This is a genomic window from Pontibacterium sinense (assembly GCF_015209595.1).
Taxonomy (GTDB): Bacteria; Pseudomonadota; Gammaproteobacteria; order Pseudomonadales; family Balneatricaceae; genus Pontibacterium; species Pontibacterium sinense.
This window is the reverse complement of record NZ_JADEYS010000001.1, coordinates 415,275-437,685: the sequence shown is the minus strand read 5'-3', so window position 1 is coordinate 437,685 and position 22,411 is coordinate 415,275. Positions and strand designations below refer to the sequence as shown.

General features: G+C 51.6%; 21 protein-coding genes. 14 read left to right on the top strand and 7 right to left on the bottom strand.

All coding sequences use genetic code 11. The features are described 5' to 3' along the window. The first annotated feature begins 245 nt into the window (after positions 1-245). The gene (locus tag IOQ59_RS01990) at positions 246-1,397 is read left to right on the top strand and encodes a MalY/PatB family protein (RefSeq protein ID WP_193951570.1); all 1,152 of its coding nucleotides are present in this window, start codon (positions 246-248) and stop codon (positions 1,395-1,397) included. A gap of 85 nt (positions 1,398-1,482) precedes the next feature. On the opposite strand, the gene epmA is transcribed toward IOQ59_RS01990, so the two are convergent. Together epmA and efp are read right to left on the bottom strand one after the other, a co-directional pair. Further along, complete coding sequence (epmA, locus tag IOQ59_RS01985; RefSeq protein WP_307726982.1) at positions 1,483-2,469, bottom strand: elongation factor P--(R)-beta-lysine ligase; 987 nt, start codon at positions 2,467-2,469, stop codon at positions 1,483-1,485. 66 nt (positions 2,470-2,535) lie between these two features. Next, a complete protein-coding gene (gene efp / locus IOQ59_RS01980; protein WP_193951568.1) occupies positions 2,536-3,099 on the bottom strand; it encodes an elongation factor P in 564 nt (187 codons plus the stop codon). Positions 3,100-3,276: 177 nt separating this feature from the next. On the opposite strand from efp, the gene epmB reads away from it, so the two are divergent. The 3 genes from epmB (at position 3,277) to IOQ59_RS01965 (ending at position 8,234) form a co-directional block, all read left to right on the top strand. After that, positions 3,277-4,275, top strand: coding sequence for an EF-P beta-lysylation protein EpmB (epmB, locus tag IOQ59_RS01975; protein ID WP_371871813.1), 999 nt, complete (start codon positions 3,277-3,279; stop codon positions 4,273-4,275). 44 nt (positions 4,276-4,319) lie between these two features. Continuing rightward, on the top strand, positions 4,320-6,665 hold the full coding sequence (locus IOQ59_RS01970) for a glycoside hydrolase family 9 protein (RefSeq protein WP_193951566.1): 2,346 nt from the start codon (positions 4,320-4,322) through the stop codon (positions 6,663-6,665). A 63-nt stretch (positions 6,666-6,728) separates the two neighbouring features. Beyond that, a complete protein-coding gene (locus IOQ59_RS01965) occupies positions 6,729-8,234 on the top strand; it encodes a glycosyltransferase family 39 protein (protein ID WP_193951565.1) in 1,506 nt (501 codons plus the stop codon). Positions 8,235-8,237: 3 nt separating this feature from the next. Here IOQ59_RS01965 and IOQ59_RS01960 read toward each other — a convergent pair whose 3' ends face one another. Continuing rightward, complete coding sequence (locus IOQ59_RS01960; protein ID WP_193951564.1) at positions 8,238-8,609, bottom strand: GtrA family protein; 372 nt, start codon at positions 8,607-8,609, stop codon at positions 8,238-8,240. Continuing rightward, on the bottom strand, positions 8,609-9,544 hold the full coding sequence (locus tag IOQ59_RS01955; protein WP_193951563.1) for a glycosyltransferase family 2 protein: 936 nt from the start codon (positions 9,542-9,544) through the stop codon (positions 8,609-8,611). Before IOQ59_RS01955 ends, IOQ59_RS01960 begins: the two co-directional genes overlap by 1 nt. Before the next feature lie 242 nt (positions 9,545-9,786). Here IOQ59_RS01955 and IOQ59_RS01950 point away from each other — a divergent pair, with 242 nt between their 5' ends. Together IOQ59_RS01950 and IOQ59_RS01945 are read left to right on the top strand one after the other, a co-directional pair. Beyond that, positions 9,787-10,383, top strand: a complete 597-nt coding sequence (locus tag IOQ59_RS01950; RefSeq protein WP_193951562.1) for an acyl carrier protein phosphodiesterase — start codon at positions 9,787-9,789, stop codon at positions 10,381-10,383. Between the two features lie 112 nt (positions 10,384-10,495). Then, positions 10,496-11,371, top strand: a complete 876-nt coding sequence (locus tag IOQ59_RS01945) for a glucosaminidase domain-containing protein (protein WP_193951561.1) — start codon at positions 10,496-10,498, stop codon at positions 11,369-11,371. A 66-nt stretch (positions 11,372-11,437) separates the two neighbouring features. On the opposite strand, the gene IOQ59_RS01940 is transcribed toward IOQ59_RS01945, so the two are convergent. Continuing rightward, on the bottom strand, positions 11,438-11,758 hold the full coding sequence (locus IOQ59_RS01940; protein WP_193951560.1) for a DUF1820 family protein: 321 nt from the start codon (positions 11,756-11,758) through the stop codon (positions 11,438-11,440). 226 nt (positions 11,759-11,984) lie between these two features. On the opposite strand from IOQ59_RS01940, the gene miaB reads away from it, so the two are divergent. From miaB to lnt, 5 genes are read left to right on the top strand one after another with little or no spacing between them, the layout of a single operon-like run. After that, positions 11,985-13,334: a tRNA (N6-isopentenyl adenosine(37)-C2)-methylthiotransferase MiaB gene (gene miaB / locus IOQ59_RS01935; RefSeq protein ID WP_193951559.1), complete on the top strand. Its 1,350-nt coding sequence runs from the start codon at positions 11,985-11,987 to the stop codon at positions 13,332-13,334. Between the two features lie 24 nt (positions 13,335-13,358). Continuing rightward, entirely contained in the window at positions 13,359-14,381 is a 1,023-nt protein-coding gene (locus IOQ59_RS01930) for a PhoH family protein (RefSeq protein ID WP_228050598.1), read from the top strand. Further along, positions 14,381-14,836 (top strand): rRNA maturation RNase YbeY, encoded by a 456-nt coding sequence (gene ybeY, locus IOQ59_RS01925; RefSeq protein ID WP_193951558.1) that lies wholly within the window; start codon positions 14,381-14,383, stop codon positions 14,834-14,836. Before IOQ59_RS01930 ends, ybeY begins: the two co-directional genes overlap by 1 nt. 12 nt (positions 14,837-14,848) lie before the next feature. After that, positions 14,849-15,691: a CorC family transporter gene (locus IOQ59_RS01920; protein WP_193951557.1), complete on the top strand. Its 843-nt coding sequence runs from the start codon at positions 14,849-14,851 to the stop codon at positions 15,689-15,691. Between the two features lie 3 nt (positions 15,692-15,694). Further along, a complete protein-coding gene (gene lnt / locus IOQ59_RS01915; RefSeq protein ID WP_193951556.1) occupies positions 15,695-17,218 on the top strand; it encodes an apolipoprotein N-acyltransferase in 1,524 nt (507 codons plus the stop codon). Here lnt and IOQ59_RS01910 read toward each other — a convergent pair. Then, positions 17,175-17,567 carry a hypothetical protein gene (locus IOQ59_RS01910; RefSeq protein WP_228050597.1) on the bottom strand — a complete coding sequence of 131 codons (393 nt, stop codon included), beginning with the start codon at positions 17,565-17,567 and terminating at the stop codon, positions 17,175-17,177. The genes lnt and IOQ59_RS01910 overlap by 44 nt on opposite strands. A 1-nt stretch (position 17,568) precedes the next feature. Next, entirely contained in the window at positions 17,569-18,120 is a 552-nt protein-coding gene (locus IOQ59_RS01905) for a zinc ribbon-containing protein (protein WP_193951554.1), read from the bottom strand. Positions 18,121-18,264: 144 nt separating this feature from the next. Here IOQ59_RS01905 and leuS point away from each other — a divergent pair, with 144 nt between their 5' ends. From leuS to holA, 3 genes are read left to right on the top strand one after another with little or no spacing between them, the layout of a single operon-like run. Next, positions 18,265-20,859 carry a leucine--tRNA ligase gene (leuS, locus tag IOQ59_RS01900; RefSeq protein ID WP_193951553.1) on the top strand — a complete coding sequence of 865 codons (2,595 nt, stop codon included), beginning with the start codon at positions 18,265-18,267 and terminating at the stop codon, positions 20,857-20,859. A 24-nt stretch (positions 20,860-20,883) separates the two neighbouring features. Beyond that, positions 20,884-21,390, top strand: coding sequence for an LPS-assembly lipoprotein LptE (locus IOQ59_RS01895; RefSeq protein WP_193951552.1), 507 nt, complete (start codon positions 20,884-20,886; stop codon positions 21,388-21,390). Continuing rightward, positions 21,387-22,406: a DNA polymerase III subunit delta gene (holA, locus tag IOQ59_RS01890; RefSeq protein ID WP_193951551.1), complete on the top strand. Its 1,020-nt coding sequence runs from the start codon at positions 21,387-21,389 to the stop codon at positions 22,404-22,406. The genes IOQ59_RS01895 and holA overlap by 4 nt, the downstream gene beginning before the upstream one ends. Positions 22,407-22,411 lie beyond the last annotated feature (5 nt).

Here is a 22,411-nt window from a genome sequence, read left to right as displayed (position 1 = left end):
GCAGTCGTAGCAGGGCCGATAGAGGAGACAGGTAGAGAGGAGTCGCGGCCGCGTAATGCGTACCGGATGAACTGCTTGTCTGGCTGGACCCTGAATTTTGCATGGCCGTTCTATGCGGTTTTTTGGTTTATATTATGACCACGTACTATAACGTGCCGTTAGCCATTTGCAAGCCTGTATGGCTACAATGACAGCGTGTAAAAAAACCATGTCTTGAACGTTCAACAGCACAGGAACTACAACCGATGGCAACCCAATTTGACCGTCCAATTGATCGCAGCAATACGTCCAGTCTGAAGTGGGAAAAATACCACGATAGTGACGTGCTGCCGATGTGGGTCGCTGATACAGATTTCATGTCACCTCCGGCCATTGCCAAAGCACTCCATGAGCGAATCGATCACGGCGTGTTTGGTTACACCAATACACCGGATGAGCTGGATAGACTGGTCATCGAAAGGATGCAAAATCTTTATAACTGGACGATCGAGAAAGATTGGCTGGTATGGTTACCCGGCCTGGTTTGCGGTCTCAATCTGGCATGCCGTGCAGTGGGGGAAACCGATGATCAGGTATTTTCCCCAAAACCGGTATATCCGCCTTTCATGTCGTCACCACGCCTGTCCCAGCGCCAGCTGGTGTCCGTACCTCTGAGCGAAAAGAACAACCGCTGGACGCTGGACCTGGCAGCACTCGAAGCCGCCATCACCCCCGAGTCTAAACTGCTGCTGTTCTGCAACCCTCACAACCCGGGCGGAGCCGTATATCGACGCGAAGAACTGGAAGCGTTGGCGAATATCGCTGTCAAACATGATCTGGTTGTCTGCTCCGATGAGATCCACTGCGATCTGATTCTGGAAGCGGGCCTCAGCCATATTCCTCTGGGTTCACTAAACGACGACATCGCCGCACGCAGCATTACCCTGATGGCACCGAGCAAAACGTATAATATTGCCGGTCTTGCCTGCTCCTTCGCCATTATCCCTGATCGTCAGTTACGTCAGCAGTTCCTGCGCCAGATGAAAGGGATCGTGCCAGACGTCAACCTGCTGGGCTTCACCGCAGCAATCGCCGCCTATAAAGATGGCGATGCGTGGAATGCACAACAGCTCGATTATCTGCGCCGTAACCGGGATTACCTGGTGCGCGAGATCAACAAGATTCCAGGCTTAAAGCTGGCGCCGATAGAAGCGACTTATCTGGCATGGATCGATGTGTCGGGTGCCAAACTTGAGAACCCTGCTCACTTCTTTGAACAGGCTGGCGTTGGTTTGTCGCCGGGTAGAGATTTCGGGGACGATCGATTTATGCGACTCAACTTTGGCTGTCGCCGGGAACTGCTCGAAGAAGCGGTCAAACGTATTCGACGCGCTATTCTGGGCGAACTTCCTGCCTGATACAGACCGAGCTGAAATACGCACAAAGAGCAAAAGGCCAGCGATAGGCTGGCCTTTTCACAAATTGGTATTGGCAGCTCAGAGCTCAGGCCCGCTCAACGGGAAAAGCGATCACTTCTTGAATCGACGCGACACCCAGTGCCAGCATAATAAGTCGATCCACACCCAACGCGACTCCGGCACAATCGGGTATCCCTGCACGCAACGCGCTCACCAACCGCATCTCCAGAGGACGCTGCGGCAATCCCAGTTGTGAACGAACCTTCTGATCACTCAACAGACGACGTTTCTGCTCTTCTGCATCCGTTAACTCGTGATAGCCATTGGCTAACTCGATGCCTTTCACAAACAATTCAAACCGCGCAGCAACCGGACGCCCTTCAGCATCAACCCGTACTTGAGCCAGCGCAGCCTGTGACGCGGGATAATCATAGACAAACACCGCATTCCGCTCAGTCATTTTTGGCTCGATCACGTGGGACATCAGTAGATTCAACCACGTATCCCGGTCATCATCGTTAAGATCAATATCGATATGCTGTCGGGTTTCAGCCACCAGCTGATTCAGCGATACAGAGTGTGGATCAAATCCCAGGTATTGCTGAAAGATCTGTGCATAACTCTGACGTTCGACCGCTTCAAAACCCAATATTGGACAGACCAAAGCCTCTACTTCATCCATCAGCATCTGATCGTTAAAATCCGGTCGATACCACTCCAGCATGGTGAATTCAGGATTGTGACGTCGACTACCGGACTCGCCATTACGGAAGGCTTTACCAAGCTGATAGATCGCACCGCTACCCGCTGCAAGCAACCGTTTCATCGCATATTCCGGCGAGGTTTGCAGATACAGTGGATAACTTTCCGCGCCCACATAGTCGGCATACCGCGTTTCGATCGTATCGATAAAGGGATCGCTGACCGCACACTGGGACATCAGCGGCATATCCACTTCCATCACATCTCTGTCCGCAAAAAACGTACGGATTTTCGCCACGATGGCCGCCCGCTGACGTAAATTATCTATGCTAGCCGCAGGCTGCCAGTGATCGGGATTTATCGTCATCATCGTTCTCTATCTGCCTGAAACGCAAAACGGCAGCCTAAGCTGCCGTTTTCTTTCAGTGTCCAGCGGTTATGCGCGGGATACGTAATCACCAGTACGCGTATCAATCTTCAGTACATCACCGGTGTTGATAAACAGTGGTACACGTACAACAGCACCCGTGCTCAGCGTTGCCGGTTTAGAACCACCCTGCGCAGTATCACCTTTCAGACCTGGATCTGTTTCCGTCACTTCCAGCTCAACGAAGTTAGACGGCGTCACAGAGATTGGGTTGTTGTTGAACAACGTGATCATGACGCTGTTCTGCTCCTTCAGCCACTTGTAAGAATCACCTACAGCCGTTGAATCAGCAGCCACCTGCTCAAAAGAAGCGGGATCCATGAAGTGCCACATTTCGCCATCGCTGTAGAGATACTCCATATCTGTTTCCATTACGTCAGCGCCTTCTACGCTTTCGCCAGATTTGAAGGTACGTTCCCAAATACGACCAGACAGCAAGTTTTTCAATTTAACACGGGTGAACGCCTGTCCTTTACCCGGTTTTACGAACTCGACATCCACCATGTTACATGGATCACCGTCGATCATTACCTTCAGGCCGTTTTTGAACTGGTTAGTAGAGTAATTTGCCATGACTGTCTCAATATCTGTTAAAGCTGGATAGCGGCGCTATTTCGGGACATTCTGCTGCAATTGCAAGTTGCGACAGTGGGTTCCGGCACCAGAATTGACAGTTATTCTACTTGAAAGGAGAATGCGAGCAACTTTCACTGCACCCTGCGGCCTGTTTTCCCCATCATGAATCTTCCGGTGACCTCCCTAGACAGCTGGCAACAGCTGCTCAGCCATACCATTGATGACCCTGCCGAGCTGATCCGATTGCTGGATCTGCCCGAGACTCTGGTAGCTCCGGCCCGGAAAGCAGCAAAAGGCTTTCCCTTACGAGTACCAATGCCTTATCTGCGTAGAATTGAGAAAGGCAATCCGGATGATCCATTGTTGAAACAGGTCCTGCCGCTTGTTGCAGAAACGCAAAAGGTCACCGGATTTGTCGCCGATCCTTTATCAGAAGCCCAGTACAATCCACATCAGGGCATCGTCCACAAATATAAAGGCCGGGTGCTACTGATTATGACCGGCGCGTGTGCCATCAACTGCCGATACTGTTTCCGTCGTCATTTCCCGTACGATGAGAACCGTTTAGGCCCCGAGCAATGGCAGACTATGCTCAACTACCTTCGGGCTGACAGCAGCATTGAAGAGGTCATCCTCTCCGGGGGTGATCCTCTTGCCGTTTCCGATAATCGCTTACAGCGGCTGGTGAATGATCTAAGTACAATTAGCCATCTGAAGCGGCTACGCATCCATAGTCGCCTGCCCGTTGTCATCCCAGAGCGCGTGACCCCTGAATTGCTCGGCATTCTGGGTAAAAATCGCCTGCAGACAACGCTCGTGTTACACGTCAACCACGGAAACGAGATCGACGACACTGTTGGCCGGGCATTAAATGCGCTGCGTGATGCGCATATCACCCTGCTCAACCAGGCGGTACTGCTGCGAGGCATTAACGACTCAGTCCACGCACTAAAGCATCTGAACGAATCACTGTTTGACTGGGGCGTTCTGCCCTATTACCTCTTTGTACTTGATCCGGTAGACGGTGCAGCACACTTTGATATTCCTGATGCTGAGGCCCAAAACCTGGTCGCCCAGCTACAGGCCCAGCTGCCCGGTTATCTGGTACCGAAGCTAGCACGGGAGATCCCTGATCGTCCGTCTAAAACCGTACTACCAACTGTCACCAGTTAATGGAAGAATAAGACCTCAGGTTCAGCAACGGATATACCTTGAAGATGATACGGATTATTGCAGCAACGCTTGTCTGGCTCAGCCACATCGCTTTTGTGAGTGCAAATAGCCATCTCCCCTATATCTCCCATATTTCAGCGGTCGCGCCCGATGTGCTCAGCATCGAGATTCAGGCCGGCAAGCGCATTCCGGCACTTCAGCGGTATTACGACAAAGGGATTATCGATTGGGTGGATGACAGTCGTGATAGGCACCGCTGGGTACGTCAGGGTAAACAGGTCATCGGCAGCGTTGTAGGACCAAAACAGGACGTGCTTTATCCGTTTGATGAGTTTCAGGGCGCACCGTTAAACACCCGCTGGGCAGATTCTGCCTCTAGCTATCTGATCCGCTCCGACAACGATTCGGATTATAGTGCGGGTAAAAAACCCATCGCAATTTATCGTAAAAGCCGCCCCAGCGATATGGCCCGCACGGGGTTCTGGGCATTTGATTGGCCCGTCACCCACTACCTGTATCTGAAGCTACCCGCACCGCTCAAAGAAGGTGCGCAATATGAAATCGAATTTAATAACAGTGCGATTAGCCGCCAAACGTACCTGCACAACACACGCAATGTACGTAGCGAAGCCGTGCATGTGTCTCAAATTGGTTTCCGTCCGGACGACAACCGTAAAGTCGCCTTTCTATCATTGTGGCGCGGTAACGGCGATGGCCAACCGTATACCGATGGTCTTCCGTTTGCAGTGATCAACAATCAGACGCAGCAGATTGTTTACCGCGGGAAAACTGAACTCTCCAAATCCCGCTTTGAAGCAGAAGATGCGTATAAACAGAACTACACCAGTGCCGATGTTTATATGATGCAATTCAGTGCGCTGAAAACTGCAGGCGAGTATCGGGTTTGCGTCAAAAGCGTCGGTTGCTCGTATAGCTTCCCGATCAACCAAAATGCCTGGGGTGATGCGTTCACCACATCCGTTCGCGGCTTATTCCACCAGCGCAGCGGGATCGAACTGGGACCACCGTACACTCAATACCGTCGGCCACGGAATATGCACCCTGCTGATGGTGTTGTGGTTTACCACTCACGTACGCCATTGATGGATACGATGAACGGCATCAACGCACGCGGTACCGCACGGGATAATTTTTCCGATCTGATCAATGGAAAAACCACCCTGGTGGTCGAGAATGCCTGGGGAGGTTACGCGGACGCGGGCGACTGGGACCGCCGTATCCAGCACCTGGACAGTACCCGCCTATTGCTGGAACTGATCGAGATGAATCCGCAGTACTTTGCCGGACTTAATCTGAATCTGCCCGAATCGAGTAATAACTTGCCGGATCTGTTAGATGAAGCGCTCTGGGGGCTAGAGTTTTTCCGCCGTTTGCAAACACCGGAAGGCGGTATTCGCGGGGGTATTGAATCCATGGATCACCCCAGACACGGTGAAGGAAGCTGGCAGGAATCACAAACATTGCTAGCCTATGCTCCTGGCTTTTGGTCGAGCCATATCTATGCCGGTGTCGCGGCTCGTGCCGCGCGCATTCTGAAGCCGTTTGCGCCTGAATTGGCCGCAACCTATAAAGCCTCAGCACTTAAGGCGATGAACTGGGCGGAAGACGCTTATTCGCGAAGAGCGTATCGTAACCTCCCCCATCAGGCGAAAGACGCTCGCAACCTTGCAGCAGCAGAATTGTACCGCCTTACCGGCAATGAAACATGGCACCGTTTATTCGTACAAACCTCGGTTTTCAACAAAGCATCGCCGCTAAAAAAATGGAAGCATCACGATCAGACTGATGCGGCGTTCGTGTATCTAAACACCCACAAAACCGATTCTTTAATCAAGCGCAACGCTGAAATGGCTCTCTTGCGGGAAGCTGATCAGAGCATTCGTACCGGCGATCAGACCGCATTCAAATGGACTAAACGTAATCCCTGGGCGTGGCTGGGATGGGGTAACCTGACAGCACCGGAGGCCTCATCTCTGATTCGGGCACACTATCTTACCGGCAAGCAGAAATACCTTGATGCGGTGTTGCTGGCGACCCAATACGGGGCAGGTGCTAATCCGCTGAATATGGCCTTCACCACGGGCATCGGACAGAACTCTCCCAAGCACCCACTGGTCCAGGATCAGCGTGTATCCGCGCAACAACCTCCAGAAGGGATTACCGTCAACGGACCACTGGAGACCAAACGTCAGCTTGAACATTGGCTCGCAAAGCAGTTCGATAAAGTGATCTACCCAAATCACGCATCTTGGCCAACCGCAGAAGCCTATTTCGATATATATGATTTTGCGCCTTTGAACGAGTTCACCGTGCAATCCACGATTGGCCCTAACGCCTACGTTTGGGGTTATCTGGCTGCACGCAAATGATAGAGGTTCGGCACCCGGCGCGTTAACTACACGTCGGGCAGTCACATTTATTGAGTCGTTAATATGACAGCCACCCACAGCTACAATCGAACGTTGCTTCTCGCCTTAGGTGTACATTGCCTTTTATGGTTTTTGTTACCCACACTGTTACAGCCAAATGCAAACTTAGACGTCGTCGAGGGGCTGACCTGGGGACAAGAATGGCAATTGGGTTACGATAAACACCCCCTGCTGGCACCGTGGCTGACCTACGCGATTACGCTGCTATCACCCGCCAGCAACTGGCCGATATTTCTACTCAGCCAGATCGCGGTGGTCACCGCATTCTGCGCGCAATACGCCGTAGGCCGAACCTTTCTCGGCAAACAACCGGCGCTCGTTGCAGTACTCCTGCTAACACTGGTCCCGTATTACAACTATCTCACACCTGAATTTAACCCGAACATTCTACAACTGGCGATCTGGGCGCTGACCGTAATGTTCGGATTTCGCGCTATCAATCACAACCGACTTTGGGATTGGGCGCTGCTCGGGGTTTGCAGCGGCCTGGCTATGCTGACCAAGTATTACTCGGTCGTGCTACTGCTAAGCGTTGCCTGTTATTTCCTGACCCCTGCCGGACGCCCTTTCTGGCGCCAGAAAGGCATTTATATAGCGTTGATCGCCGCCGTACTGGTATGGCTACCTAACCTGATCTGGCTGCTAGACCATGATTTCAGTACGATTCGTTACGGCGCAGCACGTGGCAGTGGCAACGAAAAAGCACTGGCTGACCATCTGATCAACCCGTTGCGGTTTGGACTCTCTCAGCTGGCTGTGTTGATCATACTGCTCCCGACCTTCTTCCTGCTGATCAGGGGAGAGAGTAAACAATCATCATCTGCAGAGCCCTCGCTCCGTGCCAATCGTACCTTCCTGACACTGATCGCATTTGGCCCTCTGTTCATCACATTACTGATATCACTGTCCACAGGCATGCGTCTGCGCTCCATGTGGGGCACGCCTCTGTTCACCTTCCTGCCACTGTGGCTGATGGTCTTTTCCGGCGTCCTGCTAACCGACGTCAGGATGAAAAAACTAATCCGGGTCTGGGTCGTTACCAGCCTGTTTTTCGCCAGTGTTTTTGTCACAGAGATGTTAATTGCTCCGCAGTTTGGCAAGTTAAAAAAGCGCGCCCACTTCCCGGGCGAAGCCATAGCAACAAAACTGACCACCGAGTGGCAGCAGCGTTATCCACAACCGCTGAAGTATGCAGTTGCCTCTATCTGGCTGGGCGGAAATCTGGCGTACTATTCCGACCAACACCCCTCCATTCTTTATGATGCCGACATCAGCCGCAGCCCATGGATTGACGAGGAGGCCTTAGCACGCGAGGGTGGATTGATTGTATGGAATGAGAGTATGGATGGTGAGATGGCGCAATATGAAACGTTACTCAAACGTTATCCACACGCAGAAGTGCAGCCTCCATTTCAGTACAGCTGGCATATGAATACCACGAAGGAACCTGTACAGATCGGCTGGGCGATTATTCCACCTGCCCGCTCAATAATCGCTGATAGCGAATAAGGATCAGAAGATCCAGAGACGGCTGATCACGTACGTTGCAGGCGGCACGGAAAACACCACGCATAAAAAACCGATCATGTAGTGATATCCGAGCTGAACAACCACCAGCTCCATGATCAGGACATTCGCAATAAATCCGATAATGGCGGTCAGCAGAAACTTACTAGCCGCTTCCTTATGGCCCGCATCGGATGCAAACGTCCAACGATGGTGTCCCAGATAACTCACCAAAAATGCCACAACAAACGCACTGATATTAGCCAGCTGCACCGGCAACGCGAACCACTCAACCAGCAGCGATAGAATAGCGGCATGAACCAGGGTTGCGGCGATACCAACCAGCCCGAATCGGGCGATCTCAAAACGAAATAACATTAGCGTCTTGATCCCTGTTCGTCTTCCGGATCAACGATATAGTGGGGGCGTTTTTTGACTTCCAGATAGATACGCCCCACGTACTCGCCGATAACACCCAGCGACAACAACTGCACACCACCCAGAAAGAGCACGATCACCATAATCGAGGCATAACCCGGAACATCAATACCTAAAATAAGCGTTTTAAAGATAATCACCAAGCCATACAGGAATGCGATCCCCGCCACGCCCATCCCGATATAACTCCATATTTTCAGCGGCACGGTGGAAAAGGCGGTTATACCGTCCAACGCTAAACGCCAGAGGTTACGAAAGTTCAGGCTTTCCTTTCCGTCATGACGAGGGGGCCGCTCATACTCTACAGCGGTGCAGCGAAAGCCGACCCATGAAAACAAGCCTTTCATAAAGCGTGCGCTTTCACCCAGCTTCTTAACTTCACCCAGAACCTTTTTATCCATCAGGCGAAAATCACCGGTATTATCCGGGATTGGACGATCGGCAATGAAGTTAAACAGCCTATAATACCACACAGCCGTCATGCGTTTTGCCAGGGTGTCAGTATTGCGGACCGTACGCCGGGCATATACCACGTCATACCCTTCCCGCCACTTTTCGATCATCTGCGGGATCAGTTCAGGGGGATCCTGTAAATCACTGTCCATCGGTATAATCACATCACCGGTTGCGTGATCTAATCCGGCGGTCAACGCGTTTTCTTTACCAAAGTTTCGCGATAAATTAACAACACGTATTACAGGTTCTTTTTCCCGCCACCCGCGCAGCTGAGCAAGGGTCGTATCAGAACTTCCGTCATTGACACACACCACCTCAATGGAATCACTCTCAGCCCTTATTATCGGTAACACCCGATTAAAGAACTCATCAACGTTTTCTTCTTCATTGTGAAACGGCGCAACAATGGATAATTTCATCGGTGATTCCTGACAGCCCTTGTCTTACACTCCATCGATAGCGATTTCTGAAGGAGCGTTTCGGAAGCATTTATTTAACCGTACTTTCTACCATGGATAAAGAAAAAGGCTCTTGATTCTACGCGGCCCTTCTGCGTCCTGCCGACACTACCGACACAGCGCTTATTCCGCTAAAGTAAAACAGTGGGATATCTGGAGAGAAACACCACCATAATCCAATAAAACAAGCCGCAGTCAGCCCATTGAACTATCTTGCCCACCTCTATTTTTCAGAAGCAAACATGCCGTCCCGCGTTGGTAATCTGCTCGGTGACTTTGCGCGCGGGGTCGATACAAATGCGTTACCCGATGAGATTATCCAAGGCTTACGAAATCACCGGGCGATTGACCATTACACCGATAGCCACGCTGAAGTCCGCAAACTGAAAACACTTTTTTCCCGTCAGCGCCGCCGCTATTCCGGAATTGTACTCGATGTCGTATTTGATCATTTTCTGATCCGGCACTGGCACAACTTTAGTGATCAATCTCTGGATCAGTTTCTCGAGTCCGCTTACAGCGATCTGGAACAAGGCTATCCCCTCATGCCCGCACGCATGCAACGTGTTGTAAAACGCATGATTGAGGGAGACTGGATTCGTAGTTATGCCAACCTGGAACAGGTTGGGTTTGCCCTTGACCGTATTGCAGAACGTATCCGTTTTCAAAATCGTTTTGGCGGGGCAGTCATTGAAGTTGAGCAACATTATGAAACGCTGGAGGGTGGATTTCTGGTGTTCTTCCCCGAGCTGATTGATTTTACATCGCAGAACAGCCCAGAAGTTCAAAACCGCCTATAAGATATTGCACAATTAGGCTCTTTTCCGTCACGTTGAAAGACGTTCATTGGATATACACGCAGTTCCCCTGTAGACTGCGGCCACTTTTTCAGTCATCGAGGGGCCCATCAGGATGTATTTACCCGTTAAGGCAACGATTGCCACCCTAGTCGTACTGTTGCTGATCACACTATCGCTAACCCGCTTAGCACCACCCGGTGATCCCGCTTCTGAGAAGACAACCAAGCAGCAGTCTTCAATGATTCAAAAGATCAGCCCTCAACCTGCTCTGACGATTACTTACAAACCGATTCACAGCCCGGATGATATAGAAGCCCTGACACCGCCTTTAATCAAACCTGTGGCTTACACCCGTGTCAGCACACTGGCAGCACTGGAAGTCAGCACCAAAAAGCAGAAATTCTTCGATATGATTCTGCCCGCCGTTTTGATCAGCAAACAACGCTTGCTGGCCAAACGTATCAAGCTGGCCGAAATCAACGCCATGCCTACACCGGATGAAAAGGCACAGGCCTGGCTCCAGAAACAGTTCAAGCTATATAAAGCCAAAGATACAACCCAGCTGAAAAGCAAACTGGCAGACCATCCAACCAGCATTATTCTGGCTCAGGCCGCACTGGAAACCGGCTGGGGAACGTCCCGCTTCTTCCTCGAAGGGAACAACATTTTTGGGGTTTGGTCGTTTAGTGCTAAAGAGCCCCGTATGCGAGCCAGCCAGACCCGCGAAGGGAAACCGATCTACGTTAAACGTTACAGCTCGCTGATCGAGGCCGTCGATGACTACTTTGTAACCATCGCCCGCGGCGGACCCTATCGACAGTTTCGTAAAGCCCGTAGTCAAACACGGGATGCTCTGGAGCTGATCAAATATCTGAATTACTACAGTGAGATCGGCGACGAATACGTACAGCGCCTGCGCTCGATTATCACGCGTAACAAGATGCTGCGCTTCGACAGCTATCAGTTACAAACCGCAGATGCCATCTGATCAGCTTTAACAGCTGATTATCCGCGCAGGCTATAAGGGCCTGCGCCAACCAATGCTTCCGTTGCGCTACGACTTTGGAGGCACCGGCATCGGAAAGGTCGTCACAGTACCTTTTGCATCTGACACTTTGGCCACTCCTTCGCTGGTCACTTCATCGATTCGAACCACCGACTGCATGGGAATGTATGACGATTTCACATCCGCAAATTGCTGTTTGAGCTTCTCCTCTCCGGGATCCACCAGCAACTCAGAACGACTGCCAAACACAAATTCCTCTATCTGCAAAAAACCCCACAACTCACTCTGATAGACATGTTTTGCGTACAGCTCGTACACCTGATCCTGATTAATAAAAATCACCCGGTAGATACGGTCATCACTTGCCATTGATCTTCTCTTTTGCGTTAACCAAATTCATCACTCATCAGACTTTATAGATGGGGTTATAACGACCCGTTTACAAGTTTAATCCACACGTTCAATCTGGTTGTTTTTTAATCAAGCAGGCGCTAGGCAGTTTCAAGCCCATCCAGTATAATGCGCGGTCCTCAATGCGCCGGCTGTCCTTCAATGGCATGCCGATGAATAATCTCGAACGAAACACAGGTGAGTAATGGCGAAGAAGCTGTTTATCAAAACCCATGGTTGCCAGATGAATGAGTACGATTCAGCCCGAATGGCGGATCTGCTTGGTGAGAGCCATGCCCTTGAACTGACAGACAATCAGGACGAAGCCGATGTCCTGCTTCTGAACACCTGTTCGATTCGAGAAAAGGCGCAGGAAAAGGTATTCCATCAGCTCGGTCGCTGGCGCAAGATGAAAGCGGCCAACCCCGAGCTGAAAATAGGCGTCGGCGGTTGTGTTGCCAGCCAGGAAGGGGATGCCATCCTCAAACGTGCGCCCTATGTCGATATGATCTTTGGGCCGCAGACCCTGCACCGTCTGCCTGAGATGATCGATGTCACCGATGCAGGCGGCGTTGGCATTGTTGACGTGTCTTTCCCGGAGATCGAAAAGTTCGATCACCTGCCTGCGCCTAAAGTTGAAGGCGCAGAAGCCTTTGTGTCCGTCATGGAAGGCTGCTCCAAATATTGTACGTTTTGCGTCGTACCTTACACCCGGGGTGAAGAGGTCAGCCGTCCACTGGACGATGTGATTACCGAGTGTGTAGAGCTAGCTGAGCAAGGGGTCCGTGAGATCAACCTGCTAGGTCAGAACGTCAACGCTTACCGTGGTGATACCCATGACGGTGATATCGCTGATCTGGCTGAACTGATCCGCTGCGTTGCCGCTGTTGATGGCATTGACCGTATCCGTTTCACCACGTCTCACCCGGTCGAGTTTACAGATAGTCTGATCGAAGCCTATGGCGATGTCCCTGAACTGGTGAATTTCCTGCATCTGCCGGTACAAAGCGGCTCCGACAGCATTTTGATGGCGATGAAACGCGGCCATACCGCGCTGGAGTACAAATCCAAGATCCGTAAGCTGCGCAAGGTCCGCCCGGATATCTGCATCTCATCGGACTTCATCATCGGCTTCCCGAACGAAAGTGATGCAGATTTCGAAGCCACGATGAACCTGATCTCAGACATCGGTTTCGACAACTCTTACAGCTTTATCTACAGTCGCCGCCCGGGAACACCCGCGTCTGACCTGCCGGATAATATCGACGAAGAAACCAAAAAGCAGCGCCTGAAGATACTGCAGGATCGCATCACTCAACAGGCGATGGCAATCAGCCGCCGTATGGTCGGCAACACCGAACGCATTCTGGTCAACGGTTATTCCAAGAAAGATCCGGGCATGTTGTCCGGTCGTACAGAGAACAACCGGGTGGTTAACTTCCGTTGCGACAACCCGGATCTGATCGGACATTTCGCCGATGTACTGATCGACCAGGCCTACGCCAATTCCCTGTTAGGGGAACTGGTTGGCTCAGAACTGGATCAAATACAGTAACCGTCACTGTATTCAGGAGATAATTTGAACACAGCACCTTCAATCAAGCTGGCACTGGAACCGGATAATCCAGAGTTTCTGGCCAATCTGTGCGGTCAGCTTGATGAACACCTCAAGATGATCGAGCAACGTCTCGATATCGAAATCCGCAATCGCGGCAACAATTTTCAGCTGGTAGGCGATATGGACGTGATCCGCATCGTCTCCGAAATGCTCGAAGACCTCTATGACGAAGCCAAACAAGGCACTTTGCTGACCCCGGATCAGGTACACCTGTATCTGCAACAATCCGGCGTCGAGCAAAAACAGCAGGACTTGGCGGCTGAAGATAAAGAGGTCAGTATCCGTACCAAGAAGGCGCTAATCCGTCCTCGTGGTCCGAATCAGCAACTCTATGTTCGCTCTATCCAGCTGCATGACATCAACTTTGGTATCGGCCCAGCTGGCACAGGAAAAACCTACCTCGCCGTTGCTTGCGCCGTTGAAGCGATGGAACGGGAAGAGGTCGAACGCATTCTACTGGTACGCCCGGCGGTAGAAGCCGGTGAGAAGCTGGGCTTTTTACCCGGCGATCTGACCCAGAAGGTTGATCCGTATCTACGTCCGCTTTACGACGCTCTGTACGAGATGATCGGGTTTGAGAAGGTCAGCAAGCTGATCGAAAAAAACGTGATCGAAGTCGCACCGCTGGCGTATATGCGCGGCCGGACCCTGAACAACTCGTTTGTGATCCTCGACGAGAGCCAGAACACGACCCGTGAACAGATGAAAATGTTTCTGACACGTATCGGTTTTGGTTCTACCGCCGTCATCACCGGCGACATTACTCAGGTCGACCTGCCCAAAGGCACTCTGTCTGGTCTGGTACATGCCATGAAAGTACTGGACGGTGTCAAAGACATTGGCTTCACCCAGTTCTCTGCTAAAGATGTTGTTCGTCACCCGCTGGTACAGCACATTGTTCGGGCCTACGACCGTTTCGAAAAGGTCGAACAAGCGCAGGATCAGGCACGCCGCCAATCACGAGACCACAGGGATAACAGCTAGTGAACTATTACGTTGAATTGCAGCAGGAAGTTGAAGCCAGCGACCTGCCCAGCGAAACACAATTTAACGATTGGGTTGTTGCCGCTTTGACCTCTCGAAAAGACGAAGCCGAACTCTGTATTCGTCTGGTCGAAGCCGATGAAAGTCAGGCCCTGAATAATCAGTATCGTGGCAAGGACAAATCGACTAATGTTCTATCCTTTCCCTTTGAAGTACCGGAAGATATCCCGTTAAACTTACTGGGTGATCTGGTGATCTGCGCAGAGGTCGTCCGAGAGGAAGCCCTGCAGCAGAAAAAACCACTGCATGACCACTGGGCACACATGGTTGTACACGGCACCTTGCATCTACTGGGCTACGATCATATAAATGACGAAGACGCCGAGGTGATGGAACAGCTTGAGCGCGAAATTCTCGCCAGCTTAGGTATCCCTGATCCTTACAAGGAACTCTGACAGAGACACATTATGAGCGAAGACCGAACGGGACAATCTCGTGGCTGGCTGGGCAAACTTGCCCAGGCATTCAGCGATGAACCCAAAACACGAGATGATTTGTTGACCGATCTGCGCGACGCCGCGGAAGAAAACCTGCTGGATCTGGAAGCACTGGGCATCATAGAAGGTGCCATGAACGTTTCTGACAAGCAGGTCCGCGATGTGATGATACCTCGCTCCCAAATGGTGGTAGTAGAAGCTGAACAGACCCCTAAAGAGTTTCTTCCGATTGTCATTTCCAGTGCCCATTCCCGCTTCCCGGTGATTGGCGATACGCCCGATGAAGTACTGGGTATCCTGTTGGCGAAGGACTTGTTGCCTCTCATTCTGGAAGGCAACCTCGACCAGTTTGATATCCATAGCAAACTGCGTGAACTCACCGTTATTCCCGAATCCAAACGCCTGAACATCCTGCTACAGGAGTTTCGCACCACCCGTAATCACATGGCAGTGGTGGTTGACGAATACGGCGGCGTCTCCGGACTGATCACCATTGAAGATGTTCTTGAACAGATTGTCGGTGAGATCGAGGACGAACATGATATTGAAGAGGACGATGGCAATATCAAACCGTTTGCGGACAACGGTTATATCGTCAAAGCGCTCACCCCGGTGGAAGACTTCAATGAGTTCTTTGACGTCGGCTTGTGTGAAGACGACTTCGATACCATGGGTGGTCTGGTAACCCAGCGTTTTGGGCATCTGCCGCAAAAAGATGAACAGGTCGACTTTGATGGTTTCAGCTTTAAGGTCTTATCGGCTGATAACCGTCGTATCCGCCTGTTACAAGTCACACCTAAAACCAGCGCCTGATTGATGTTGATCCTGCGTCTGTTGCTGTCCCTGCTCGCTGGCGCTTCAGCAACAGCCGCCCTTGCACCGTTTAACATTGTCTGGCTCGCGCCCGTCGCTCCCCTGCTCTTTTACCTTATTCTAAGTACGGCCCCACAGCGCAATTCATGGCTACTGGGCTGGTCTTTTGGCCTCGGTTTTTTTGGTACCGGGGTCTCCTGGGTATTTGTCAGTATCTACGAACACAGCGCCACCCCCTTGCCCTTGGCAGTGGCACTGACCGCGCTTTTTGTATCAGCGCTTGCGCTGCTGTTTATGCTGCAAGGCGGGTGTTGGAAACGCTGGTTCAGCGGTCGCTGGGGTGCACTGTCATTTATCGGCTTATGGATACTGGGTGAATGGCTGCGCAGCTGGTTACTCACCGGCTTTCCGTGGCTTTATCTCGGTTACGCAACGCTGGATACCCCGCTGGCAAGCTGGGCTCCGATGGGTGGGGTTTGGCTGAACTCGCTGATCGTTGCCGGTAGCGGTATTGTATTGTTTGAGGTGCTACGGGAAAAAAGCTGGCCCACACGCGCGAGCTATCTTCTGATTCTGATCGCACCATGGGCACTGCTGCCGTTTGTAAACACCACCTGGACGACAGCATCGGGAACTCCACTGAACGTCACCCTCATTCAGGCGGACATTGATCAGGAAGACAAGTGGGACCCACAACAACGCGACAGTATCCTCGCGCGCTATGAAGCGTTGTCCCTGCCTCGCAGCGGCGATGACCTGATCATCTGGCCTGAAACAGCGATCCCAACATTTTTTAGCCGTGCTGCCGAACAACTGTCACCAATGCTGGAACAATTTGACGCCGACAACACAACGTTGATCAGCGGCTTGCCAACCTCATCCCGAGACCCGGACTCCCAGCGACGGCTCTACCACAACAGCATTGCAGTGCTCAGCAACGGCAGTGGTGTTTACCACAAAGAGCGCCTAGTACCCTTTGGTGAATACATACCAATGGAACACTATCTGCGAGGCGCGCTGGAATTCTTCAATTTACCGATGTCGAGCTTTAGCCTACCTTTATCCGACAAGCAATCACTTCTGAACGTACAAGGTCACCTCATGTCAGCCGCCATCTGCTATGAGATTGCCTACCCTGAACTGGTGCGTGAAAGCAGCCAGCAAGCCGCATTTATTCTGACCGTGTCCAACGACACTTGGTTTGGTCATTCGATTGCACCGGATCAGCATATGCAGATCGCCCGCATGCGCGCACTGGAAAGTCAGCGCTGGATTATCCGCAGCACCAACAACGGAATATCGGGTCTGATCGATCCGCACGGCAACGTGACTCAACAAGCACCGCGTTATACACAGGCTATTCTGACCGGCTCAGTGCAGCCGCGGCAGGGGCTGACACCGTTTCAACAGGTCGGGAGCTGGCCCGTTGTAGCGTTCAGTTTCTTACTCTGCATTGTAGGTTTAGGACGCCAGAAATTATCCTTCAACGATAACGCCCGCTCACTTCGTCCAAACCTTCGTCACTGATCACTTCCGACAAAAACCACCCTGGCACGTATTTTCCGACACACATTTCATAGTGCTCACCGTCGGCATAATGTACTGTCAAACTGAAGCCCATCGCAGGCTGATGATTGAGCCCGATAATCCGATCATCACCGGGCTTAAGTCCTAATATCGAGATCAGTTCCTGAGTGTCGGAGTTGCCGTGCTTAATCTCAACCCGTTCTATCAGCCGACTGGAATCGTTAACCAACTGAACAGATAACATCTGCGCGGGACGCTCGGCACCTGCATAAAAACCCAATGCCGCGGCACTGGTACTTAAGACCAGTGCCAGCAGCAGACACCACCGACTATTGCGAATACTCATCATTTCAAGCGTTATCTTGTTGCCACGGTTGAGATATCCGGCGGAAATACCGCCCCTGACATTCCTCACATGGGCCTATTTGCGCAGTTTTAGTTAACACTTGTGTCGATTCGCATTTAAGACACTGCAATGTGCCCGCTCCAGCTAGCTCACCGGCAATATATTCCTCTTCGCCGTGATCCAGGCGTTCACGCAACTCTTCCTGTTGAATACGAGTTTTGTCCGCCAGGCTGACCAGCATCCGTTTCATGCGGTCTTCCAACACATTTAAATCGAAGTGCAACCACGCCGCGATCCCTTCACCTGTGCCATGGGCATAGAAACCCAGCTTTTTCAGATCACGTTTGATATACGCTGTCAGAAGATCCATTTCATCACGGGTCATCTCTTCCGCCGTCAGCTCCATCTCAACGGCCTCTTCAATTTTTTCCTGCAGATATTCCCAGGAACTGGCCTCGGCATTGGACAAATTTTTATGCAATCGGGCTACCACCCGATCGTAGGCACTGATTCCTTGAGCCGAATCATTTTGGCGATCGTTATCTTTATCGGTCATAACATGCACTCCTGAGGGTGAAACTCTGTTGGCTCTAGTCCATATATTGTATGCTATGCCCCATACCGCAAACTTTCCATATGAACATTTAACCGGCGTCAATCCGATGCCGGTTTTCAGTTACCGGGTTCACAAAAGATCACGATGAACGAACAGTATCAGCCTCAGGAAATCGAAACTCAGGCCCAGAAACACTGGGAAGACAATGACAGCTTCAAATGTATTGAGGAGCCAGGGAAAGACAAGTTCTACTGTCTATCCATGTTCCCATACCCAAGCGGCCGTCTTCACATGGGCCACGTTCGTAACTACACCATTGGTGACGTGATCTCCCGCTACCAGCGCATGCAGGGAAAAAACGTCCTTCAGCCGATGGGTTGGGATGCGTTTGGCCTGCCCGCTGAGAACGCCGCGTTGAAAAACAACGTTGCGCCTGCGAAGTGGACCTACGAAAACATCGACTACATGCGTAACCAGCTCAAGCAAATGGGCTTTGGATACGACTGGAACCGTGAACTGGCGACCTGTCACCCACAGTATTACCGTTGGGAACAGTGGTTCTTCACCCAGCTAATGGACGCCGGTCTGGTTTACAAAAAAGAAGCCGAAGTGAACTGGGATCCGGTCGATCAGACCGTTTTGGCGAACGAGCAGGTTATCGACGGTCGTGGCTGGCGTTCCGGCGCACTGGTAGAGCGTAAGAAGATTCCTCAGTGGTTCCTGAAAATTACGGACTACGCTGATCAGCTGCTTGATGATCTGGATAAACTGGATCAGTGGCCTGAACAGGTCCGCACCATGCAGAAAAACTGGATCGGACGCTCCGAAGGTGTCGAGCTACAGTTTGATGTGGAGGGCTACGGTGAGCTAGAAGTCTTTACGACGCGCCCTGACACTCTTCTGGGTGTGACCTATGTCGCCGTTGCTGCACAGCACCCTCTCGCGCAAAAAGCAGCTGAGAACAATCCAGAACTGGCCGAATTCCTGGACGAGTGCAAAAACATCAAGGTTGCCGAGGCCGATCTGGCAACCATGGAGAAAAAAGGCATGGCGCTGGGCGTCGAAGCCATTCACCCGCTCACCGGTGAAAAAGTGCCAGTATGGACCGCGAACTTCGTCTTGATGGATTACGGTTCAGGTGCAGTGATGTCTGTTCCGGGTCACGATCAGCGTGATTACGAATTTGCCGTTAAATATGGCCTGGAGATCAAACAGGTGATCAAACCTGTTGATGCTTCCATCGAAGTCGATCTGAATAAAGAAGCTTACACAGAGAAAGGCATTTTGGTGAACTCCGGTGATTTCGATCATCTGGAATTCGATATGGCCTTCAAAGCGATCGCCGCTGAACTGGAAGCAAAAGGCAAAGGCAAAGTTACCGTTAACTACCGCCTGCGCGACTGGGGCGTATCCCGTCAGCGCTACTGGGGTACACCAATCCCTGTCGTAAACTGCAGCAGCTGTGGTTCCGTTCCTGTCCCTGAAGATCAGCTACCAGTGACGCTGCCTGAAGATGTTCAGTTTGACGGTGTCGGCTCTCCAATTAAAAAAATGGAAAGCTTCATCAACACCACCTGCCCTAAATGCGGCGGAGCGGCAGAACGTGAAACCGACACCTTTGATACCTTTATGGAATCATCCTGGTACTACGCACGTTACGCGAGTCGTCTGAGCGAAAGCCAGATGCTGGAACCGGAAAAGGCCAATTACTGGCTACCGGTTGATCAGTACATCGGTGGTATCGAACACGCGATTCTGCATCTGCTGTACTCTCGCTTCTTCCATAAACTGATGCGTGATCAGGGTTTGGTCGATTCCGACGAACCGTTCAAGCGCCTGCTGTGTCAGGGTATGGTTCTGGCAGATACCTACTACCGCGAAGGTGAGAATGGTGGTCAGGAGTGGATCTCCCCGACCGACGTTCAGGTAGAAACCGATGACAAAGGTCGTTTTGTTAGCGCGACCCTGAAATCAGACGGAGAGCCCGTGCTTTCTGCTGGCGTATCCAAGATGTCCAAGTCGAAAAACAACGGCATCGATCCTCAGATCATGATCGATAAATACGGTGCAGACACCGTACGCCTGTTCATGATGTTTGCAGCACCACCAGAGCAATCTCTGGAATGGTCTGATTCCGGTGTTGATGGCGCGCATCGCTTCCTGAAACGTCTTTGGAAACAGGCATTTGATCACCTGCAAACAGGCGACGATGTTGTCGCACTGGATACGGCTGCGCTGACAGATGACCAGCAGGCATTGCGTCGCAAGGTGCACGAAACCATCCAGAAAGTGTCTGATGACGTAGAGCGCCGCCAGACATTTAACACGGCGATTGCTGCTGTGATGGAACTGTCCAACGCTATCAGCAAGTTTGTTGATGTCAGCGAACAAGGCCGTGCGGTGTCTCAGGAAGCACTGCAAACCGCCGTTCAGCTGCTGGCCCCTATCGTGCCACACATCACGCACGAACTGTGGACAGCTCTGGGGCAGGAAGGTGATATCCTAACCGCACCTTGGCCACAGGTTGACGAAAGTGCACTTGTACGTACCTCTATCGAGATGGTTGTACAGGTGAATGGCAAAGTCCGGGCGAAGATCAACGTTGCAGCAGACGCCGATAAGGATGTCATCCTGCACACGGCACTGGCTGAAGAAAACGTTCAGAAACATATGGCCGACAAAAGCATCCGCAAGCAGATTGTGGTGCCGGGTAAACTGGTTAACATCGTCGTTGGATAAGACCGGATAAAGGAGCATCCTCATATGGCCGAGCAACTGAACACTAAGCTGCTGCTGGCAGTTATGCTGGCGTTTACCCTATCGCTGCTGTCTGCTTGTGGTTTTCACTTGCGCGGTGCAGTGGATGTATCCGCCGATAAGGCTCAACTGAGCCTGCAAACAGACCGCACCAATGAGCGTCTGAGTCGCGCTTTGACGCGCGGTCTGCAGGATAACGGTATTCAACTGGTGGCAAATGCCCCGTACAACCTGAAGATTCATAAGTCTGTATTCAAACGTGACTCTGTCTCTCTCGACAGTAGCGCTCGTGTTGATGAGTACTCACTAACACTGAAGGTTGAGTATGAACTGCACTCGCTGAAAAACGACTTGGTTAAAAACGAGTCTGCGATCACTGAGCGTGTTTACACGTACGATGCAGATGCCGCCGCGGCCAAGGATGAACAGGAATCTCTGCTTCGCGACGAAATGTACGATGCGATGGCAACCCGCATTATCCGCAGCTATCTGGCGTTTGACAGCAAGAAATGAAAGTAAAACAGGAGCAGCTCGCCAGCCGACTGAAAGGTGAGGTCCAACCGGCTTATCTGATCACGGGTGACGAGCCGCTTCTCTCCGAAGAAAGCTGCGACCTGTTGCGTAGCCACTTCAAACAACAGGGGTTTACCGAGCGTGAAATACTCCATGTAGAATCCGGCTTTAAATGGGAGTATCTACTGGAATGCGCTAACGCTCTGTCTCTGTTCGCTGAACGGAAGATTATCGAACTGCGCCTTGGCAGCAGCAAGCTGAATAAACAATCCAGCGAGATTCTTCGTCAGTATCTGAATTCCCCCTCCCCGGACAACGTATTACTGCTTGTCGCCAACAAACTCGACGGAGCGAGCAAGAAATCCGCCTGGTTTAAAGCCATTGACCAAAAAGGCGTGATTGTAGAGCTTTGGCCAATTGAACCGAATCAACTGCCCACCTGGGTCCGGCAACGTGCTGCCCAAATCGGCCTGCAATTGGAAGACGATGCAGTCAGCCTACTGGTTGATCGTATCGAAGGGAATCTGCTCGCCGCCAAACAGGAACTGCAAAAGCTCCTACTGCTCTACCCGGATAAACCGGTCACCGCAGACGATGTCATTGACGCGGTTACAGACAGTTCCCGCTACGATATCTATGGTCTGACAGAAGCTGTTTTGTTGGGCCAGGCAGACCGCAGCCATAAGATTCTGCAAGTCTTACATCAGGACGGTACGGAAGCTGCGATTGTTCTCTGGGCTTTGGTCAGAGAGATCCGCGCACTCTACAACATCCAGCTAGGCCAATCATCGGGTATGAGCTTTGATGCATTGTGTCAGCGCGAGAAGATCTGGGGAAAGCGTAAGCCACAATTAGGACGCGCCGCTCAGAGACTTCGTCAATCCACCCTGGAAAAACTTCTATCCGACTGCGGACAGGTTGATCGCATCATCAAAGGCGCTGAACGGGGTGACCCTTGGGTGAGCCTGGCCAGTATCTGTTTTACACTTGCCGGTATCACTCTACCTATTTCTTAACTATC

What these genes read in the sequence shown, in the direction of transcription:
- holA (WP_193951551.1), top strand. Translation starts at nt 21,387, where the DNA reads ATGAAAGTAAAACAGGAGCAGCTCGCCAGCCGACTGAAAGGTGAGGTC.
- IOQ59_RS01940 (WP_193951560.1), bottom strand. Translation starts at nt 11,758, where the DNA reads ATGGCAAGTGATGACCGTATCTACCGGGTGATTTTTATTAATCAGGAT.
- IOQ59_RS01955 (WP_193951563.1), bottom strand. Translation starts at nt 9,544, where the DNA reads ATGAAATTATCCATTGTTGCGCCGTTTCACAATGAAGAAGAAAACGTT.
- IOQ59_RS01905 (WP_193951554.1), bottom strand. Translation starts at nt 18,120, where the DNA reads ATGACCGATAAAGATAACGATCGCCAAAATGATTCGGCTCAAGGAATC.
- leuS (WP_193951553.1), top strand. Translation starts at nt 18,265, where the DNA reads ATGAACGAACAGTATCAGCCTCAGGAAATCGAAACTCAGGCCCAGAAA.
- IOQ59_RS01990 (WP_193951570.1), top strand. Translation starts at nt 246, where the DNA reads ATGGCAACCCAATTTGACCGTCCAATTGATCGCAGCAATACGTCCAGT.
- IOQ59_RS01895 (WP_193951552.1), top strand. Translation starts at nt 20,884, where the DNA reads ATGGCCGAGCAACTGAACACTAAGCTGCTGCTGGCAGTTATGCTGGCG.
- IOQ59_RS01970 (WP_193951566.1), top strand. Translation starts at nt 4,320, where the DNA reads ATGATACGGATTATTGCAGCAACGCTTGTCTGGCTCAGCCACATCGCT.
- miaB (WP_193951559.1), top strand. Translation starts at nt 11,985, where the DNA reads ATGGCGAAGAAGCTGTTTATCAAAACCCATGGTTGCCAGATGAATGAG.
- IOQ59_RS01945 (WP_193951561.1), top strand. Translation starts at nt 10,496, where the DNA reads ATGTATTTACCCGTTAAGGCAACGATTGCCACCCTAGTCGTACTGTTG.
- IOQ59_RS01960 (WP_193951564.1), bottom strand. Translation starts at nt 8,609, where the DNA reads ATGTTATTTCGTTTTGAGATCGCCCGATTCGGGCTGGTTGGTATCGCC.
- epmA (WP_307726982.1), bottom strand. Translation starts at nt 2,469, where the DNA reads ATGATGACGATAAATCCCGATCACTGGCAGCCTGCGGCTAGCATAGAT.
- lnt (WP_193951556.1), top strand. Translation starts at nt 15,695, where the DNA reads ATGTTGATCCTGCGTCTGTTGCTGTCCCTGCTCGCTGGCGCTTCAGCA.
- IOQ59_RS01920 (WP_193951557.1), top strand. Translation starts at nt 14,849, where the DNA reads ATGAGCGAAGACCGAACGGGACAATCTCGTGGCTGGCTGGGCAAACTT.
- IOQ59_RS01965 (WP_193951565.1), top strand. Translation starts at nt 6,729, where the DNA reads ATGACAGCCACCCACAGCTACAATCGAACGTTGCTTCTCGCCTTAGGT.
- efp (WP_193951568.1), bottom strand. Translation starts at nt 3,099, where the DNA reads ATGGCAAATTACTCTACTAACCAGTTCAAAAACGGCCTGAAGGTAATG.
- IOQ59_RS01910 (WP_228050597.1), bottom strand. Translation starts at nt 17,567, where the DNA reads ATGATGAGTATTCGCAATAGTCGGTGGTGTCTGCTGCTGGCACTGGTC.